The organism is Microvirga sp. CF3062, assembly GCF_036314045.1.
Taxonomy (GTDB): Bacteria; Pseudomonadota; Alphaproteobacteria; order Rhizobiales; family Beijerinckiaceae; genus Microvirga.
In genome coordinates this window covers 133484-152686 of sequence record NZ_JAYGGN010000004.1, presented here as the reverse complement: position 1 = coordinate 152686, position 19203 = coordinate 133484, and the positions used below count along the sequence as shown (strand labels likewise).

Below are 19203 nucleotides of genomic sequence, written 5' to 3'. Positions count from 1 at the left end.
CCAAAACGCACTTCACCGGCCCGAATTTTCGTCTGATGGTATAGTTAGGTCCAAACCTATTGATGAAATGCAAACTGACAGCATGAACACACCCTTAAAAAGAGTTACCCGCGAGGAGGCCGAAAATGTCGCAGTGGGGGCCTTTGCCTTCATCACGAGCGACGAGGAGCGCCTTGGGCGGTTCCTGGCCGTCTCAGGCCTCGGGCCGGACACTATTCGCTCCGCCGCCTCGTCTCCGGGCTTCTTCGCAGGCATCCTGGACTATGTTGTGTCCGACGAGCCGCTGCTGATCGCGCTCGCCAAGGAGATGAACACCAAGCCTGAGCACATCATGGGGGCCCGCTGGACCCTGTCTCCCTCCGAGTTCGAATAGCCTCAACAGCCCATGAGCGACGCGCCCTTCTGCCGTGACTGCCTGACACTGGCCGCCAGCCCCCTGGCGGCACGGTGCACGGCCTGCGGGTCCCCTCGCCTGCTGCGGCACAAGGAGCGTGACAGCCTCTCCATCGCGCATGTGGATTGCGATGCCTTCTTTGCCGCCGTGGAGAAACGGGATGATCCGAGCCTCGCCGACAAGCCGGTGATCATCGGCGGCGGCAAGCGCGGGGTCGTCGCGACCGCCTGCTACGTCGCGCGCACCTATGGGGTGCGCTCCGCTATGCCCATGTTCCAGGCCCTGAAGCTCTGCCCGCACGCGGCGGTGATCAAGCCGAACGGAGAGAAGTACAGCAAGGCAGGCCGCGAGGTCCGCCAGCTCATGCTGGAACTGACCCCGCTGGTGGAGCCCGTCTCCATCGACGAGGCCTTCCTGGACCTCACCGGAACGGAGCGGCTCCATCACGGCAGCCCCGCCCTGACGCTGGCGCGCTTTGCCCGCAAGGTGGAGAACGAGATCGGCATCTCGATCTCGGTCGGGCTCTCCTACAACAAGTTCCTGGCCAAGATCGCATCCGATCTCCAGAAGCCGCGCGGCTTCTCGATCATCGGCCGGGAGGACGCTGCCGACTTCCTGGCTGACAAGCCGGTCGGGATCATTCCCGGAATCGGTGGCTCAGCCCAGGCCCGACTCGCCAAGGTGGGCGTGACGCAGATCGCGCACCTGCGGGATGTCGATTTGAAGACCCTGTTCGGGGCGCTCGGCCGCGACTCGCAGCGCCTGTCCCGGCTTGCCTGGGGCGAGGACCACAGGAGTGTGACGCCGGAGCGGGAGACCAAGAGCATCTCGGCGGAAACAACCTTCGAGACGGACCTGCGGTCCTTCGATGATCTCGAGCCGATCCTCTGGCGGCTCTCCGAGAAGGTCTCGCGCCGCCTCAAGAAGGCGGGTTTGGCCGGGCGCAGCGTGACCCTGAAGCTGAAGGACAAGGACTTCCGGCTACTCACCCGGACCCGATCAGGTCTCGCCCCGACGCAGCTCGCGGCCCGCCTCTTCGACCCCGCGCGACAGCTCCTCAAAGCCTCCTGCGACGGCACCGCCTTCCGCCTCATCGGCATCGGTGCTGCCGATCTGTGCGATGCAGTGGACGCGGACAAGGGCGACCTCGCCGATCAGTCCGTGGTGCGGCAGGCCCATATGGAGGCTGCCATCGACAAGATCCGCGACAAGTTCGGTGTGGGCGCCGTGCAGAAGGGAATCGTGCTGCGCAAGCCTTAGAGCATCGTGCGGAAAAGTGGACCCGGTTTTCCGCCCGAACGATGCTCTAATTCAAAGAGAAAGCATCGGTCAGAGGCAGTGGGTCAGCGCGCGCAGCCGCTCGTCTTCTGGACGTCGAGGCTCTTGAGCTCGCCCTTCAGGGCGAAGTCGCCGTAATCGAGCTTGAGGTCCCGGCTGATACCGTTCTCGAAGAGTTCGAAGGAGATCCGGTAGACCGGGGTCCGATCGGCCTTGCCTTCCTCGAAATAGCTGATGGTGACCGGCCAGCGCGCCAGGGAGGCGAGGTCGTCCTTCCGGACGGCCTCCTCCAGCGAAGCGAGGGCAGCGCCCGGCTCGATCTTCCGTCCGATCAACCCGAGGGTGTCGTAAACCTTGTCGCCCTTGTTGGAGCCGTCATAGACCCTCACCGACAGGGTCGTATCGCCCCGGCGACCGGCCTCAATGAGGCGCTTAAGGTGCTCGGTCGGAAACACTGTCTCGCCGGTAGCACCAAACGCAGTCTTCTTCGGCTGCTTCAGGTCGACATTGAGCGTGCCGTCCGGGGTGATCTTGGCATCACCGTCGACCTCGCTGTCCTTAATCAAACCCTGCCGGAGCGACGTGGACTTGAAATGCATGGTGCGGCCGTCGCCGGTCTCATAGGTGGCCGTCTGGACGTCCATGGTGTTGGCGCCGGACTCGCTGCTGTTGAGGATCGTCACCTGACGGTACTTGAGGGTGTACCCGTCGCAGGCATCGCCGCCGAATTCCATGGCGATGCGTCCCCTCGCGCTCTCGACCCCATTGGATCCGCCCGCCCGCAGGAGCGAGAGATCATAGACGGCCCGATGGGGGGCCAATTGAACCGGGGTTTTCGCCGTTTCCGCGAAAGCGGGCATCAGCGAGGCGATAGACAGGCCGAAGGCCACAACGAACAAACGCATATCTTCTCCCGACGCAACGGTAGCCAAGATAGGCCCCTCTTGCGGACAGGGCAATGTTCCCGCTTGCGTCCTTCCGGCTCATCCGCCACTACTCCGTCCGGATGATGTCACACACGAGGCATTCAATGAGCGCAGTCGACAAGAAACTTCAGGAATTGGGGATCACCCTGCCGACCCCGGCGGCACCGGTGGCGAATTACGTGCCGTTCGTCCGAACCGGCAACTTGGTCATCATCTCCGGGCAGCTCTGCCTCGGGCTCGACGGCAAGATGGCCGATGCCCACAAGGGCAAGGTCGGGGCGGAGGTTTCGCCTGAGGTTGGCCAGCAGGCGGCCCGCCTTTGCGCCATCAATCTTCTCGCCCAGCTGAAGGCAGCCGTCGGCGACCTCGACAAGGTCACCCGCTGCGTGCGCCTCGGCGGCTTCATCAATGCGGTGCCGACGTTCGCCGCTCTCGCCCCCGTCATGAACGGCGCCTCGGACCTGATGGTCGAAGTGCTGGGCGATGCCGGCCGCCATGCCCGTTCCACCGTCGGCGTCGCCGAGCTGCCGCTCGATGCCTGTGTCGAAGTCGAAGGGATGTTCGAAGTCCAATGAGCATTCCAGGCTGGCTCGTCGCGAAGCCCATCGCCCATCGCGGCCTTCACAACAAGTCTGATGGCATCATCGAGAACACGGTCTCGGCCGCAGAAGCCGCCATTGCGCGCGGCTTTCCCATAGAGCTCGACGTTCAGCTGACCGCCGATAACGAGGCTGTGGTCTTCCACGATTTCGAGCTCGACCGCCTCACCGGCCAGACTGGACTGGTGGCCGAGCGCACGCTCTCAGACCTGACCCGGATCGGCATCGCAGGCGCCAAGGGGGGAGACAAGATTCCCTCGTTTACGGACTATCTCGGCACCATCGCCGGGCGCACGCCGCTGGTCGTCGAGATCAAGAGCAAGTTCAACGAGGACATGCGGCTGACGAAGCGGGTCATCGACATCCTCAAGGACTACAACGGCCCGTTCGTCATCAAGTCCTTCGATCCGGATATCGTCGCGCATCTGCGCGAGCATGCACCGCATATCACCCGCGGCTTCATCGGCGAGCTGGAATATGCGTCCAAGGCGGACAGCTACCTGACGCCTGAGAAAAAGCACCGTATGGCCAACCTGCTCCATTTCGGGGAGTCGCAGCCGCACTTCCTGTCCTGGCGCGTGAAGGACATCCCGTGCGCCTCGACGCATCTCAGCAGGCTCCTGGGCAACCTGCCCGTCATGACCTGGACCGTGCGGACGCCCGAGGAACGCGCCCATGCCGAGAAGCACGCGGACCAGATGGTCTTCGAGGGCTTCCTGCCCTAACGGTTGCAAGGACTCCGCCGAGTGATTAGCTCTTAATCCCTAACGGCGGGGTCCCTCCACCCAGTGAGCTTCCAAGTCAAAATCGCCCAGGGTCTGAAGGCGGTTCCTGCCGCCGATTGGGATGCCTGTGCCCAGGGCACAGGATCCGGCGACGACGATCCGTTCAATCCCTTCGTCTCCCACGCATTCCTCTCCGCGCTTGAGGATTCCGGCTGCGTCGGCGCCAAATCTGGATGGGCGCCCCTGCATGTTCTCGTCGAGGACGAAGTCGGGACAATGCTGGGCGCCGCGCCCTGCTATCTCAAGTCCCATTCCCAGGGCGAGTATGTCTTCGACCATTCCTGGGCGGACGCCTATAGCCGCACCGGCGGGCGCTACTATCCCAAGCTCCAGGTTTCAGTGCCGTTCACGCCGGTCACAGGCCCTCGCCTTCTCGTGCCGAGCGGGCCGCGGAGTGCAGAGATCCGCTCTTATGTGATCGCCGGTCTGCGGGCGCTCCGGGATCAGACCGGCGCCTCGTCCATCCATGCGACGTTCCTGCAGCAGGACGATCTCGAAGCACTCACCTCCGAAAATTTCCTGCGGCGGGACGACCAGCAGTTCCACTGGTTCAACGAAAGCTACGGCAGCTTCGAGGACTTTCTGGCGGCGCTTGCCTCCCGCAAGCGCAAGGCGATCCGCCGTGAGCGGCGCGATGCTCTTGGCCCTGGCATCACCATCGAGTGGGTGACGGGCAAGGACATCACGGAGGCGCATTGGGACGCGTTCTTCGCCTTCTACATGGATACCGGTTCCCGCAAATGGGGCAGGCCGTACCTCAACCGCCTCTTCTTCTCGCTCATCGGCGAGCGCATGGCCGACCGGGTACTGCTCGTCATGGCGAAGCGCGACGGCCGCTATATCGCAGGCGCAATCAACTTCATCGGCGACAAGCGCCTCTATGGGCGCAACTGGGGCTGCATCGAGGATCACCCGTTCCTGCATTTCGAGGTCTGCTACTATCAGGCCATCGAGTTCGCCATCGCACGCGGACTCGACCGGGTCGAGGCAGGAGCCCAGGGCGAGCACAAGCTGGCGCGAGGCTACAGGCCCGTGCTCACCTCATCGGCGCACGACATCGCCGATCCCGGACTGCGCCGCGCCATTGAGGCCTATCTCGATCAGGAACGTCTCTACGTGTCCGAAGCGGCGGAAGAGCTGGAAGAGGCTACCCCGTTCAAGCACCGGGAAGAGGATTAAGCCCTGGTAGCAGGCGCACCTTGCCGGGCAGCACGCGCGAAGGCGACGAAGCCTTCGAGAAATTTCCGAAGCTGATCCTCGATCTTCTGGTCTGCAAGGGTGCCGTCTTGATTGAACACGGTCCCGGCCCGCGACACCATCAGGCGACCGCCGGACCAGAAGTCGGCTTTCAGCGTGCGCAGGACCGGGAGCCATGCATTCTGGGACAGAATGGTGCCGAACCCGCCGGGCGAAGCACCTATCACAGCCACGGGCTTGTTCCCGAAAACGCGCTTGATGTCCGCGTCCGGACGGGACAGCCAGTCGATGGCGTTCTTGAACACGCCCGGGATCGAATTGTTGTACTCCGGCGTCACGAGAAGCAGGCCATCGGCAGCGGCAATCACATCCTTCAGAGCGGTCACCCTTTCCGGGATTCCCTCGGCCTCCAAGTCCGCATCGTAAAGCGGAATGCCCCGGATGGTCTCGACGACGAGTTCCGAACCTTCCGGCATCATGCCGGCGGCACTGCGAAGGAGTGCGGTGTTGTACGAGGCTTGCCGCAGGCTTCCCGATAGGCCGATCAGTTTCGTCATAGGGACCTCATGGCCATCCGAGCCCGTCGAGGATATTCCGCTGCGGAATCGGAGGCTCATTCAGGCTAGGGGCCGCTTGAGGTGAGGTCAAACCATGGAGGCTGGGCGAGACACTGCCGCTGGTCTCAAGGCGAAGACAAGTCAACGATGGAGTCCTAGAAATCACGGGATAACAGTTCATATGTGTCCTGCGGACCTCGAACCCTTCTTCCAACGTGTCGAGATTTCATGGAATTGTCTCCTCCCAGTCCCCGGTGCAGCCCAACAGAGACGATTGTCTGCCGCTTCAGGTTTCTAAATCCTTGGATGACGTCGAGCCAAACCCGCCGGAAGCTCCCATGATGCAGCATCGTCTCGCACCTCTGCCGGACTTCCTTGCCAATGGCGGCGCCATGGGCGAGCGCATCCGCCGTTTTGACTGGTCATCGACACTGATTGGCGCCATCGAGACATGGCCGCATTCCCTTCGCACGGCCGTGAGCATGATGCTCCATTCGAAGTTCCCGACCTTCATGGTCTGGGGACCGGAGCTGACCGCCTTCTACAATGACGCCTACAGGCCGATGCTGGGCACCAAGCCGGAGGCCCTCGGCCGCCCGTTTCGGGAAATCTGGTCGGAAGCCTGGAGCGTGATGGGGCCGATTGCCGAGCGGGCTCTCGCCGGCGAGGCAAGCTATTTCGAGGATCTGCCGATCATCCTCGAGCGGAAAGGATACCCGGAGCAGACATGGTGGACATTCTCCTACAGCCCGGTCCATGAGGAGACCGGCGATGTGGCGGGCGTTCTCTGCATCGTGCATGAAACGACCTCGAAGGTGCTGAGCGAGCAGCGTCTTGAGTTCCTTGTTCGCCTTAGCGACCGCCTACGCGGCTTGAACGAACCGATCGAGGTCATTACCGCTGCGCAGCAGATGCTGGGCGAGCACCTTGGGGTCAGCCGTGTTGGGTTCGGTGAGGTCGAGGAAACCGCTCGCTACTTCACCTCCGAGCGCAACTGGACGGATGGTACGGTAGCCCACCATACGGGAACCCATGATCTTGCGGCGTTCGGTCCGGAGATCCTTGGTGCGATGAGGCGCGGTGAGACCCTTGTCATTCATAACGCTGCGGAGGACCCCCGCGCCAACTCGCCGGAGCACCTGGCCACCTTCACCTACCTGGAATTCTCAGCCGCCATAACGGTCAGCCTGATCAAGCGGGGCCGCATGGTCGCGGCGATCTACGTGCACAACCGGACGCCACGCTTCTGGACCGATAGCGAAGTGAAGCTCATCGAGGACGTGGCGGAACGCCTCTGGGACGCCCTTGAGCGCGCCCGCGCGGAGACGGCGCTGCGGGCGAGCGAGGATCGCCTGCGACTGGCTATCGACGCGGGCCGCATGGCCGTGTGGGAGCATGAAACGGCGACCGACCGCATTACGGCGAGCCCGGAGCTCAATCGCATGCTCGGGTATCCGGTGGATGCGGAACTCGATATCGACGACCTTCGGACGCGGTATTACCCCGGAGACCGGGAGCGGCTGAGCGCCACCGCGATGGGTGCCCTCAAAAAGGGAGAGCGGTTCTTCGAGGTCGAGTATCGGTACTACCGTGTCGACGGATCGTTGCGCTGGCTTCTGATGCGCGCCGAGATGCTGCTCGGTCCAGACGGCTACCCGACCAGAACGATCGGCGTTCTTCTGGACATCACCGACCGCAAGGAAGCCGAGGAGGCGTTGATCGAGAGAGAGGCGGAGCTGATGGCTGCCCTCGAGGCCGGCTCGCTCGCCATCTTCGACTTCGATCACATCAAGCGCAGGATGAATCCCTCACCGCGCCTCAGTGAGCTTTACGGCTACCCGCCCGATCATGTGCTGACCCTTGCGGATATCCGGGCCCGCTATCATCCCGATGACATCGCGAAGATCCTCGACAAACGCGACAGGGAGCAGGAGGACACCAGCCTCCGCAATTTCGAATGGACGCTCCGCCTGACGATGCCCGACGGCACGATCCGGTGGGTGAACGGGCGGGGTGAGTATGTGCGGGACGAGAAGAACAGGATCATAAGATCCCGCGGCGTCGTCATGGACATCACCGAGCGCAAGCGGGCGGAGGAGCACCAGCAGCTCCTGATCCACGAGCTGAACCACCGGGTGAAAAACACCCTGGCCACTGTCCAGTCCATCGCTTCCCAGACCCTGCGCAATGCCGACACCACGGAGGGCGCACGCTCAGCCATGGAGGCGCGCCTGCTCGCCCTCTCCCGCGCACACGACGTGCTCACACGCGAGAACTGGGAAGGCGCAGGCCTCCTTGAGATCGTCCGGGAGGCCATGGCGCCCTACAGGCATGAGCGCGAGAGGCGCATCCATATGGATGGACCGGACGTCCGCCTCTCACCGCGCACGGCGCTGGCCCTCGCCATGGCCCTCCAGGAGCTCGCCACGAACGCGGTGAAGTACGGTGCCCTTTCCAATGAAGGCGGCGAGGTTCGGATTGCCTGGTCGGTGAGCGATGCCTCGGAAAAGCGCCTGCATCTTACCTGGGCCGAGGCAAACGGCCCATCGGTCAGAGTCCCGCAACGCAGAGGCTTCGGCACCCGTCTCATCGAGCGCAGCCTTGCTCAGGACCTCCATGGGCAAGCGACAATCGACTTCGCCCCGACCGGGATCGTCTGCACCGTCGATGCTCCGATTGCCTAGAGCATCGGACCCAAAAGTGGATTTGCACTTTTGGGTCCGATGCTCATGTCATTTGAAGAGCGCATCGTTCGGGCGGAAAACCGGATCCACTTTTCCGCACGATGCGCTAAGGCCAAAAGAAAAGCCGTACCGGACAGTGATCCGGTACGGCTCTATATGGACTCGGCTGGAAATTCCGCCTTAGAGGGTGGCTATAATGGCTTCGATGCCTTCCATGATCGCCGCCGGCGATGTGCCGAGAGCGCTCAGTCCCACTTCCAGAAACCAGTAACAGCCGAGGACGATTACCGGGACCAAGACCCACCCGAGGACCTCCTCGAGCCAGACGCGCCGGCGACGGCGCTGGTAGCGCTTCTCGCGCCATGACAGCTTCGCCGGAGCATCCAGGGTGCGGGACCCCTGGAGGGGTCCCTCGTGAATTTCAGTCGTCATGCTTTAACCAACGGAACCTTCGGGACGGTGCGGACACCTCCACCCCCATTACCATCGGACCCCTTCGGCTTCACGGACTTTTTTGCCTTTGAGGATGCGGACTTCGCCTTGGGTTTCCTCTTGGCGCTCTCCACGACCTTCTCGGGCTTCGGCTTCACGGGGCCTTCCATATACTCGAAGCCGAGGCTCTGCAGACCGATCTCGTCGGTCTTGACCACGACCTTGACCGCTCCGCCGTCCTTGAGGCGGCCGAAGAGAACCTCGTCCGCCAAGGATGTCTTGATGGTCGTCTGGATCAGACGGCCCATCGGGCGGGCGCCCATGGCCTCGTCGTAACCATGCTCGACGAGCCAATCGCGAGCCTCATCGGTGAGCTCGATCGACACGTTGCGGTCGGCGAGTTGGGCATCCAGCTGCATGACGAACTTGTCGACGACCTTCTGGACCACTTCCTTCGGCAGGTGACCGAACGAGATGATGGAATCGAGACGGTTGCGGAACTCCGGCGTGAACAGCTTGTTCACGGCCTCGGTGTCGTCGCCCTCCCGCTTGGTGCGGGTGAAGCCGTAGGCCGGACGGGCCATGTCGGCGGCGCCCGCATTCGTGGTCATGATGATGATCACGTTGCGGAAATCGACCTGCTTGCCGTTGTGGTCCGTCAGTTTCCCGTGGTCCATGACCTGGAGCAGGATGTTGAACAGATCCGGATGCGCCTTCTCGATCTCGTCGAGCAGGAGCACGCAGTGCGGATGCTGGTCGATGCCGTCGGTCAGGAGACCGCCCTGGTCGAAGCCTACATAGCCGGGAGGTGCGCCGATCAAGCGGCTGACCGTGTGGCGCTCCATGTATTCCGACATGTCGAAGCGCAGGAGCTCGACGCCAAGCGATACGGCGAGCTGCTTGGCCACCTCGGTCTTGCCGACGCCCGTGGGGCCGGCGAAGAGATAGGAGCCGATGGGCTTTTCCGCATCACGCAGGCCGGCACGGGCCAGCTTGATCGCCGAGGAGAGCGCCTCGATGGCCTTGTCCTGTCCGTAGACGACCCGCTTGAGGGTGTCCTGCAGGTGCGCGAGCACCTCCGCATCGTCCTTCGACACGGTCTTGGGCGGGATCCGGGCCATGGTGGCGATGGTCGCCTCGATCTCCTTGATGCCGATCGTCTTCTTGCGACGGCCCTCGGGCAGAAGCATCTGCGACGCGCCGGTCTCGTCGATCACGTCGATCGCCTTGTCCGGCAGCTTCCGGTCGTTGATGTAGCGGGCGGACAGCTCCACCGCCGCCTTCACGGCCTCGTTGGTGTATTTGAGCTTATGAAAGTCCTCGAAATAGGGCTTCAGGCCTTTCACGATCTCGATGGTATCCGGCACGGACGGCTCGTTCACGTCGATCTTCTGGAAGCGACGCACGAGAGCCCGGTCCTTCTCGAAATACTGGCGGTATTCCTTGTAGGTGGTCGAGCCGATGCAGCGGAGGCTGCCCTGAGCAAGGGCGGGCTTCAGGAGGTTGGAGGCATCCATGGCGCCACCGGAGGTGGCGCCGGCGCCGATCACCGTATGGATCTCATCGATGAACATGATGGCGTTCGGATGCGCCTCGATCTCCTTCATCACCTGCTTCAGGCGCTCTTCGAAGTCGCCCCGGTAGCGGGTGCCGGCGAGCAGCGTGCCCATGTCGAGGGAGAAGACGGTCGCGCCCTTCAGAACTTCCGGCACCTGGCCCTGGACGATCTTGCGGGCGAGACCTTCCGCGATGGCGGTCTTGCCGACGCCGGGATCGCCGACGAGGAGCGGGTTGTTCTTCTGGCGGCGGCACAGGACCTGAATGGTGCGCTGGACCTCGGATTCACGACCGATGAGCGGATCGATCCGGCCTTCCTTCGCCTTCTTGTTGAGATTGACGCAGTAAGCCTCGAGCGCATCGCCCTTCTTCTTAGTCCGTGCATCGCCCTCGTCCTGGGTCGGGCGCTCGGTCGACGGCTCCTCTTCGGAACCGCGCGGAGAGCGGCTCTCGGTAAGGCCCGGGCGCTTGGCGATGCCGTGGCTGATGTAGTTGACCGCGTCGTAGCGGGTCATGTCCTGCTCCTGCAGGAAGTAGGCGGCGTGGCTCTCGCGCTCGGCAAAGATGGCGACCAGCACGTTGGCGCCCGTCACTTCATCCCGCCCCGAGGACTGGACATGGATCACCGCCCGCTGAATCACGCGCTGGAAGCCGGCCGTCGGCTTGGAATCCTGGCGCCCGTCGGCAACAAGGTTGGCGAGTTCGCTGTCGACGTAGTCCACCAGGTTGCGGCGGAGAACGTCGATATCGACATTGCAGGCCCGCATGACGGCGGCCGCATCCTGGTCGTCGATCAGGGCCAGGAGAAGGTGTTCGAGGGTTGCGTATTCGTGGCGGCGCTCGCCGGCAAGAGCGAGGGCTCGGTGAAGGGCTTGTTCAAGACTGCGAGAAAAGCTCGGCAACGGCTTGTCCTTTATGAGCGGGGCTCGGCTAATTCTTTTCCATTACACACTGCAGAGGATGCTGGTGCTTCCGGGCGAAATCCATCACCTGGGTCACCTTGGTCTCGGCAATTTCGTAGGTAAAAACTCCACATTCCCCGACGCCGTTCTGGTGTACATGCAGCATGATCCGGGTCGCATCCTCCCGGTTCTTGTTGAAGAAACGCTCCAGCACATGCACCACGAACTCCATCGGGGTGTAATCATCGTTCAAGAGGAGAACGCGGTAAAGGTTCGGCCGTTTCGTGCGCGGCTTGGTTTTCGTAATGATGGCCGTGTTGGAGCGACCGCCATCATCGCCTCCAGGATCTCTCCCAGGAGGCTGCGACCCGCCAGCAGCCGAAATCGGAGACTGCCCCGACAGAGTCATTGTACCATAAGCTAACCGCAGCATCGTCGGACGACCGCCCCTTCTTCTCAACCTGGCTCTGGCCCGCAGGCACCATCCCGGTCGGAGCCAGAACACAAAGTCAAATGTATAGTCGCTCCATCCGGTTCGCCAGATCAACCAGATGGGTGGTCGCAGTATGGATGAAAAGAGCGACATCTTGGTCACGCCTTCGCGACCGGACCAAGCGACAACCAAACTCAGGTTCAGACCCGCCCAACGCAAAACGCCCGGCACGAGGCCGGGCGTTTCATCCTAAAGGATAGGGAACCTGGTTGCCTTAGGCAGCGGTCTTGGGCAGGAGGCCTTCGTAGGGCTTCAGCGCCTCAGTGGCGAGATTCGAGTAGAGCGAGCCCATCTTGGTCGACTGGCTGACAAGGTTGTCATAGGCGCCCTTCACGTAGGCCGTCTGGATTTCCACTGCCTTGTCCAGGGTCTGGACGCCGAGAAGCTTCTCGACCGTGGATGAGGTGTGCTCGAACGACTTGCGGGCGAACTCGGCTGCCTCGGTGGCAATGGCCTGAGAGGTGCTGGAGAAAGCGCCGAGCGCCTTCATGGTGGCGTCCAGGTTGTCCTGGCCGAGCTTCTGAATCTGGGTGAACGGCTGAAGCATTGTGAACCTCGACAATAAGGCGTTTAATGATGGTCGGCGCTGCTGAGCAGCCGACGGAGTCTTGTATGTGCACTGCACAAAAATTTGTCAAGTTCTATTGTGCACTGCACAAAAATCCATGCAAGAGAATCATCCCTGTTAACGCCCCCGTAACCGCAACCTCTTACCGTCAGAGGATGTGTTGCGCCGGCAACGGTTCCTTTTAGAGAGCCGGGCGCAAGGGCCTAAAACCAAACGAAACAGGGAATTTTCAGCATGAATTCGGTTTGGACAGGACACCGAAAGGCATGGGCTCTCATTGGTATCGCTGCCTCGTTTGCTGTCACGATCACCTCTCCCGCTGAGGCGGCCCGCCGCAGGGCTCCTGCCGGCGGCGGCTACGGCCCGCCCGCCGCGTCCATTGTCGTCGATGCCAAGACAGGCAAGGTCCTGCAGGGCGAGAATATCGATGCACCCCGCATTCCCGCCTCCATCACGAAGGTCATGAGCCTTTACCTGCTCTTCGAGCAGCTCGAGCGAGGCCGGATGAGCCTCAGCACTCCCCTGACGGTTTCGTCCTATGCCGCCAGCCAGCCGCCGACCAAACTCGGCCTGCGGCCCGGCTCGACCATTGAGGTCGACGATGCCATTAAGGCGATGGTCACGCTCTCGGCCAACGATGTCTCGGTCGTGGTAGCCGAGAACATCGCCGGGTCGGAAGAGGCATTCGCCCAGATGATGACCCGTAAGGCCCGGGAACTCGGCATGAGCTCGACTGCCTTCTACAACCCGCACGGCCTGCCGAACGATCCGCCGAACATCACCACCGCGCGCGACCTGTCGGTTCTCGGCCGCGCGATCCAGGACCGTTTCCCAAGATACTTCGCTTATTTCGAGACCCGCTCCTTCCAGTACGGAAGCCGCACCATCCGCGGCCATAACCGGCTCCTGGGCAAGGTCGAGGGCGTGGATGGGATCAAGACCGGCTATACACGTCTGTCGGGATTCAACCTGCTGACCTCGGTCAACACCGACAGCCGCAGCATCGTCGCCGTGGTGCTCGGCGGCCGCTCCGGGGCCTCGCGCGACCAGAAAATGGCCGGCTTGATCGACAATCACCTACCCCGCGCCTATGCCGGTGCCCGCATCACTCCGCCGGTGGTCGAAGGCTCCGCCCAGCCCGCCATGGTGGCCGAAGCTCCAGCTCCGCGTCCGGTCGAGCCGGCTCCCGTCCAGGCTCCGATCAGGGTCGCCTCTGCCACGCCGGAGGCTCCAATGGCCCAGGTCACGACGCCTCAACCTGCCCCGGAGCGCAAGCCGCTCGACCTGAACACCCTGCGTCCCGTGGTGGCATCCGCGACCGGCGCAAGCTCCACTACGACCCCCTCCTCCACCTCTTCGGTGCGCTGGCAGAAGGGTCAGGAGCCGCTGCCGCTGAACGCCCAGGCCTATGCCGCGCTGTCGCCTCAGGCTGCTCCGGCCCAGATCCCGGCATCGCAGAAGGCTGCTCTCGTGGCCAAGATCGAGGCGAAGCCCATCGAGGCAGTTCCCGCCGCATCGACCCCGACTGTGACCAAGACCGCTTCGCTCAAGGTCGAAGCCCCCGAGCCGAAGAAGGTCGAGCGCCCGGCAGTGTCTGGTTGGGTGATCCAGCTCGGCGCCACGGATGATGAGACAAAGGCCAAAGAGATGCTCGACACGGCCCGCAGCCGCTTCGGCAAGCTGCTGGGCAAGGCCTCGCCCTTCACCGAGAAGGTGACCGTTGACGGCAGCACCCTTTACCGCGCCCGCTTCTCCGGCTTCTCGGAATCGGATGACGCCGCGAAGACATGCAAGCAGCTCAAGAAGAGCGGCATGAACTGCTTCGCCTCCCGCGGTTGAGTCGGGATTGAAGAACCCTGAGACGGTGCGTGTGTTTGCATCGTCTCAGCTTGAATACCAACCGGATCGCGTGTGGAGTATCAGCGATGTCGGCCCAGCAGGACTTCTCTCGCCTCGTTGACGCGAGCCGCGAGGTACGCCGTCCCCCCATGGTCGGGATGGAGCCTCTTCATCAAGGTCCGATGCGCTTTTCGGATCTCGTCGAGGCTCGCACCCGGCTGAAGCCCCAGGATCTGGTAAGCTTCTTCTTTCGTCATTACGCCCGATTGCGCATGAGTGCGCGTCCGCGTGTCACGATCTCCCTGAGCGTTTTCACGCCAGCCGGTAAACCGGCGATCAAGATACGCCTCTAGCAGGGGGACGCCCTGCGGATCGTGGGCGCAGCATTCGTCATAGAGTCGGCGCAGGCTCGCCGGATCGAGGCTGGAGAGGCGCCTGCCCGCGAAGGCTCCGACCAGGACGCTGCCCTCGACGGCACCCGTTCCGTGATCGATCTCCATCTCGATCATGGCCGAGCGGATGCGGGAGAAGCGGCCCGGCTGGGGCTGAAATCGACGCCAGGGCCCGGAAAGGCTGAGGACGTTCCATCCCAGCGCCCAAGCGCCGAGCCCGCCGATGAGGAGCGCAAGGCCGGGCTGGCCTTTGACCCCCACCCACACGGCCGCGCCGAGAGCGGCCACTCCGCCGACAGTCCTGATGGCCTTCGCCAGTGCCTTTGGGTCTGCGCGCGTGTAAGTCTTGCCCAGCCACCACAGAAGGGCGAGGGCGGCGATTCCGAAAAGAAGCATCATGGTTCTACGTCCCCACCCCAACATGTGGGCCGGGATGGGGCGGTTGTAAATCGCCGCCTCAAAGAATGCGGCAGCCGCAGGCTCACTCCGGGCGTGCCGGAATGGCAAGGCCGCGCTGAACGGCCGGACGAGCCAGACCCCGCTCCAGCCACGCCGGCACCCGCTTGAGGCTGTCGAACTCGACCAGCTCCCCCGCGCCGTAGAAGCCGATCAGGTTGCGCACCCAGCCCAGCATGGAGATGTCGGCGATGGTGTAGTCCTCGCCCATGATCCAGTCGCGACCCTCGAGCCGGGTCTCAAGCACGCCGAGCAGGCGCTTGGACTCGTTGCGGTATCGTTCCAGCGGCCGCTTGTCCTCTATCTCGCGGCCGGCGAACTTATGAAAGAAGCCGAGCTGACCGAACATGGGGCCAACAGATGCCATCTGGAAGAACACCCACTGGATGGTCTCGTAGCGGCGCACGGGTTCGGACGGCAGGAGCTGACTGGTCTTTTCGGCGAGGTACAGGAGGATAGCGCCCGACTCGAACAGGGCAAACGGCTTCCCACCGGGGCCGTTAGGATCGATGATGGCCGGGATCTTGCCGTTCGGGTTCAGCGCCAGGTATTCGGGAATCCAGGTCTCGTTCTTGCCGATATCGATGAAGTGCGGCTCGTAGGGCAGTTCGGTCTCCTCCAGCATGATGGAGACCTTCACGCCGTTCGGCGTCGGCGTGGAATAGAGCTGGATGCGGTCGGGATGCTGGGCCGGCCAGCGGGTAGAAATCGGGAAGGCTGAGAGATCGGCCATGAAAACTCCATCATCGACATGAGTCGTGGTGGAGCGATGCTAGTGAGAAGGCAGCGGCTTGCAATCGCGAAGCCGCTGCCTAGCGATCAAGTTTCAGTGCAGCAGACGCACCGCGCCGCGCTGGCTTTCACGCTCCCAGGCCTGAACGACGATGCCGTTGATGCCGGAATCGTGCAGCCGGTCGCTCAGATCGATGAAGTGACGCTCGGTGGCTTCCACATCGAACTCGATCTGCTCGTCCTCCGACTGCTCCAGCTCGCAGGCTGCATACCTTTCATAGGCCGCCGACATTTCGGCATAGGCGAAGGCGACCGGAAGGGTGCGGAAGATGGTGGAGAATTCTTCATCCAGCTCCCCGGTCGTCAGGTCGCGCATCTGGACGAGATACCCGTCGTCATGCTCGCAGACCTCGTAACGCCAGTGCCGGCCTTCGGATGCACACATCAGCATCGGAACCTCCACTCAACTGAACTGCTGAGCCAATGCGCATCGCGCCAGCGAGGTTCCAGGAAGATCCCCAGCAAATAAGTCTAACGGCGAACACCGTATTCCGCCCGGACGCGGCCGCTGATCCGCACCTGCGTTCCGTTGCCGAGATCGATGAAGCCTTGCTCCGCCCTAAGGCTGTCGCGCCTTTCCCCCTTGGCGGGGCGAGCCGGGACAGGCTCCTCGCAGCCGGGCGGCAGCCTGACTTCCATGCCGGGCGGGAGGTGCGGCGTGCGGCACTCTTTCGCAAGCGCCGGGCCGGCTGCGCCAATCAGCAGCAGGGACAAGATGATCGGGAGCCTCATTGCAGCGCCTCCAGAGATTCACATAGGTTAGAGAAGGCCCAGTTCGGCCAGTTCCCGACGCATGTCCTCGGGCATCTTGGCGAGATCACCGGCCTTGCCATCGATATCACGTGGGGCGTCCTTGGCAACGAGATAGCGCCAGCCCTGGAACGGCCTGTAGGGCCTCGGCTCCACGGCGACCACCTTCGGGTCCAGCACCAACCGGCAACGGCCGATGCCGTCCCCGTCGGTGAAGGGCCGAACATCGAGAAGCGTCTGTCGAGCCGCAACCTGCCCTTTGATGACCCAGTACAGCGATCCGCCGCCCAGAAGCTCGTCCACACGCTTGGGCACCATGCGGGTCGTGTGCGTCTGCTCGTAATCGCGCCCGAGTCGGCGATGAACCGCGCGGTTCTCCTCGATCCATTCCTCGAGATCGGTGATCGAGTCGCAGCCGACGCAGAGTTTGATCAGGTGAAGGGCCATGTTCGCTTTCAACCATGCAGCTGCAGGACCGGAAATCCGGCGATGCGCCGCAGGCTATTCCTCTGTCTTTAGCACGATCAGTCGTGCGCCTTCCGCCACCTGCGCACCCGGTTCGGCGGCGATCTCCACCACCTCCGCATCGGAGGGCGACACCAGCACATGCTCCATCTTCATCGCCTCGACGATGGCGAGCCGCTGTCCCTTCTCGACCCGGTCGCCCGGTTGCACGAATACCGCAATCAGCTTGCCATGCATCGGGGCCTTCACCGAACCGCCCTCGTCCATGTGCTCGAGATCGACATCGAAGGGGTCATAAGGCTGCACCAGCGTCTGGCGTCCATGGCGCAGGATGTAGAAACCGTGCGGCGCCTCGATCTCCCGATCGATGTCCTCGTCGGCCCAGGGATCGCTCGTGCCGACCGCAACTGTGCTAGCGCCATGATGTTCGGCACTGAACACCTCTCGCACCTCGACTCGTTCGCCATCGACGAGAACAGGCACACCGGCGCTGCGGGCTCCGAGCAGCTGGAAGCCATCCGGGCTCGACCAGGGCGAGGACGGCTCGTCGCTCTTCTGCAGTTCGGCCATGCGCAGCCGCTCAATCTCCCGCGAGATGAGCGCCGCCGCGCCGAACGACACGGCGACATCGTCCCGCGGCTGAGGCCCGACACCGAGGGCGTCGAGATTGCGGTCGATGAAGCCCGTGTCGAACTGTCCTGCCCTGAAGCCTTCCGCCTCGCAAAGCTTTTTCAGGAAAGCCGCGTTGGTCTTCGGGCCAGCGACGATGGTGTAGCCAAGCGCCTCCGCAAGCCGGTCCAGCGCTTCCTCACGGGTCGCGCCATGCGCGATGACCTTGGCGATCATCGGATCGTAATAGGGCGTGACCTCCGCTCCGGCCTCGACGCCGGTGTCGATGCGGATGCCCTCGCCTTCCGGAAATTCGAGCGCCCAGAGCTTGCCAGTCGAAGGCAGGAATTCCTTCTCCGGATCCTCAGCATAGAGCCGCGCCTCGACCGCATGGCCGTTGATGGAGAGGTCTTCTTGCGAGAAAGGCAACGTCTCGCCGGAGGCGGCACGGAACTGCAGCTCCACGAGGTCGAGCCCCGTGATCGCCTCCGTGACCGGATGCTCCACCTGGAGGCGGGTGTTCATCTCCATGAAGTAGAAGCGATCCGGCCGCAGGCCCTCGCGTCCGTCGGCGATGAACTCGACGGTGCCAGCGCCCACATAGCCCACAGCGCGGGCGGCCTCGACGGCGGCCTGGCCCATCACGTCGCGCATTTCGGGCGGCATGCCGGGAGCCGGCGCCTCCTCGATCACCTTCTGATGGCGGCGCTGGAGCGAGCAGTCGCGCTCGAAGAGATGCACCACGTTGCCGTGGCTATCGGCGAAGACCTGGATCTCGATGTGGCGTGGCGAGAGGATGTATTTCTCCACCAGCACCCGCGGATCGCCGAAGGCGCTCGATGCTTCGCGCTGAGCACTTTCCAGGGCGGCATCGAAATCGGCAGCCTTCTCGACTCGCCGCATGCCCTTGCCGCCGCCACCGGCAACCGCCTTGATGAGGACTGGATAGCCGATCTCATAGGCTTTCTGGCGCAGGAAGTCCGGATCCTGCTTGGCGCCGTGATAGCCCGGCACCACCGGCACGCCGGCCTGCTGCACAAGGGCCTTGGCGGCATCCTTGAGGCCCATAGCCTTGATGGCGGAGGCCGGCGGACCGACAAACATGATGCCGTTCGCCGCGCAGGCCTCGGCAAACTCCGCCCGCTCGGACAGGAAGCCGTAGCCGGGGTGGATGGAGGCAGCTTTCGTGCGCTTGGCAACCTCGATGATCCGGTCGATCTGGAGATAGCTCTCGCGGGCGGGCGGCGGGCCAATGAGATGAGCCTCGTCGGCCATCTGCACGAACAGCGCGTCCGCATCCGCTTCCGAATAGACCGCGATGGTGCGCATTCCCAGCTGCCTGGCGGTGCGGATGATGCGGCACGCGATCTCACCGCGATTGGCAATCAGGACGCTCTCGAGCATGTCCATCCCTTATCTGATGTCCGTTCAGGTTTTGGGCAACCTAGAGCAAACCTCAAGCCTCTTGTCACGTAGGAACCATGACCATGGCTCCTCCTCCAACAGGCTGGATGACCCATCCGGGCTA

The 19203-nt window shown here is 63.1% G+C and carries 19 protein-coding genes; 7 read left to right on the top strand and 12 right to left on the bottom strand.

The genetic code is table 11. The features are described 5' to 3' along the window. Positions 1-82: 82 nt before the first annotated feature. On the top strand, positions 83-373 hold the full coding sequence (locus VB618_RS09005) for a DUF3572 domain-containing protein (RefSeq protein WP_329796288.1): 291 nt from the start codon (positions 83-85) through the stop codon (positions 371-373). Between the two features lie 12 nt (positions 374-385). Continuing rightward, the gene (locus VB618_RS09000; protein ID WP_329796287.1) at positions 386-1654 is read left to right on the top strand and encodes a DNA polymerase IV; all 1269 of its coding nucleotides are present in this window, start codon (positions 386-388) and stop codon (positions 1652-1654) included. Positions 1655-1737: 83 nt separating this feature from the next. On the opposite strand, the gene VB618_RS08995 is transcribed toward VB618_RS09000, so the two are convergent. Continuing rightward, positions 1738-2577 (bottom strand): cell envelope integrity EipB family protein, encoded by an 840-nt coding sequence (locus VB618_RS08995; RefSeq protein WP_329796285.1) that lies wholly within the window; start codon positions 2575-2577, stop codon positions 1738-1740. Positions 2578-2702: 125 nt separating this feature from the next. Between VB618_RS08995 and VB618_RS08990 the strand changes: the two genes are divergently transcribed. The 3 genes from VB618_RS08990 (at position 2703) to VB618_RS08980 (ending at position 5161) form a co-directional block, all read left to right on the top strand. Then, on the top strand, positions 2703-3173 hold the full coding sequence (locus VB618_RS08990; RefSeq protein ID WP_329796284.1) for a RidA family protein: 471 nt from the start codon (positions 2703-2705) through the stop codon (positions 3171-3173). Continuing rightward, positions 3170-3922 (top strand): glycerophosphodiester phosphodiesterase family protein, encoded by a 753-nt coding sequence (locus VB618_RS08985; RefSeq protein ID WP_329796283.1) that lies wholly within the window; start codon positions 3170-3172, stop codon positions 3920-3922. The genes VB618_RS08990 and VB618_RS08985 overlap by 4 nt, the downstream gene beginning before the upstream one ends. A gap of 63 nt (positions 3923-3985) precedes the next feature. Continuing rightward, a complete protein-coding gene (locus VB618_RS08980) occupies positions 3986-5161 on the top strand; it encodes a GNAT family N-acetyltransferase (protein ID WP_329796282.1) in 1176 nt (391 codons plus the stop codon). Here VB618_RS08980 and VB618_RS08975 read toward each other — a convergent pair. Beyond that, complete coding sequence (locus VB618_RS08975) at positions 5158-5736, bottom strand: NADPH-dependent FMN reductase (protein ID WP_329796281.1); 579 nt, start codon at positions 5734-5736, stop codon at positions 5158-5160. The genes VB618_RS08980 and VB618_RS08975 overlap by 4 nt on opposite strands. A 338-nt stretch (positions 5737-6074) precedes the next feature. Between VB618_RS08975 and VB618_RS08970 the strand changes: the two genes are divergently transcribed. Beyond that, positions 6075-8420: an HWE histidine kinase domain-containing protein gene (locus VB618_RS08970; protein ID WP_329796280.1), complete on the top strand. Its 2346-nt coding sequence runs from the start codon at positions 6075-6077 to the stop codon at positions 8418-8420. A gap of 180 nt (positions 8421-8600) precedes the next feature. On the opposite strand, the gene VB618_RS08965 is transcribed toward VB618_RS08970, so the two are convergent. From VB618_RS08965 to VB618_RS08950, 4 genes are all read right to left on the bottom strand, one after another. Beyond that, positions 8601-8852, bottom strand: a complete 252-nt coding sequence (locus VB618_RS08965) for a hypothetical protein (protein WP_329796279.1) — start codon at positions 8850-8852, stop codon at positions 8601-8603. Next, entirely contained in the window at positions 8849-11311 is a 2463-nt protein-coding gene (gene clpA / locus VB618_RS08960) for an ATP-dependent Clp protease ATP-binding subunit ClpA (protein ID WP_329796278.1), read from the bottom strand. The genes VB618_RS08965 and clpA overlap by 4 nt, the downstream gene beginning before the upstream one ends. 28 nt (positions 11312-11339) lie before the next feature. Next, entirely contained in the window at positions 11340-11744 is a 405-nt protein-coding gene (gene clpS / locus VB618_RS08955; RefSeq protein WP_036353324.1) for an ATP-dependent Clp protease adapter ClpS, read from the bottom strand. Between the two features lie 274 nt (positions 11745-12018). Next, a complete protein-coding gene (locus VB618_RS08950; RefSeq protein ID WP_329796277.1) occupies positions 12019-12351 on the bottom strand; it encodes a phasin family protein in 333 nt (110 codons plus the stop codon). Positions 12352-12606: 255 nt separating this feature from the next. On the opposite strand from VB618_RS08950, the gene VB618_RS08945 reads away from it, so the two are divergent. Then, positions 12607-14211 carry an SPOR domain-containing protein gene (locus tag VB618_RS08945; RefSeq protein WP_329796276.1) on the top strand — a complete coding sequence of 535 codons (1605 nt, stop codon included), beginning with the start codon at positions 12607-12609 and terminating at the stop codon, positions 14209-14211. Between the two features lie 80 nt (positions 14212-14291). On the opposite strand, the gene VB618_RS08940 is transcribed toward VB618_RS08945, so the two are convergent. The 6 genes from VB618_RS08940 to VB618_RS08915 all read right to left on the bottom strand — a co-directional run bounded on the left by VB618_RS08940 (position 14292) and on the right by VB618_RS08915 (position 19079). After that, complete coding sequence (locus VB618_RS08940; RefSeq protein ID WP_329796275.1) at positions 14292-15002, bottom strand: DnaJ domain-containing protein; 711 nt, start codon at positions 15000-15002, stop codon at positions 14292-14294. 82 nt (positions 15003-15084) lie between these two features. Beyond that, positions 15085-15792 (bottom strand): glutathione S-transferase N-terminal domain-containing protein, encoded by a 708-nt coding sequence (locus tag VB618_RS08935; protein ID WP_329796274.1) that lies wholly within the window; start codon positions 15790-15792, stop codon positions 15085-15087. A gap of 93 nt (positions 15793-15885) precedes the next feature. Further along, positions 15886-16242: a hypothetical protein gene (locus VB618_RS08930; protein ID WP_329796273.1), complete on the bottom strand. Its 357-nt coding sequence runs from the start codon at positions 16240-16242 to the stop codon at positions 15886-15888. Between the two features lie 80 nt (positions 16243-16322). Next, positions 16323-16583, bottom strand: a complete 261-nt coding sequence (locus tag VB618_RS08925) for a hypothetical protein (protein ID WP_329796272.1) — start codon at positions 16581-16583, stop codon at positions 16323-16325. A 27-nt stretch (positions 16584-16610) separates the two neighbouring features. Continuing rightward, positions 16611-17048, bottom strand: a complete 438-nt coding sequence (locus tag VB618_RS08920; RefSeq protein WP_329796271.1) for a DUF1489 family protein — start codon at positions 17046-17048, stop codon at positions 16611-16613. Positions 17049-17102: 54 nt separating this feature from the next. Next, complete coding sequence (locus VB618_RS08915; protein WP_329796270.1) at positions 17103-19079, bottom strand: acetyl/propionyl/methylcrotonyl-CoA carboxylase subunit alpha; 1977 nt, start codon at positions 19077-19079, stop codon at positions 17103-17105. Positions 19080-19203: the final 124 nt, after the last annotated feature.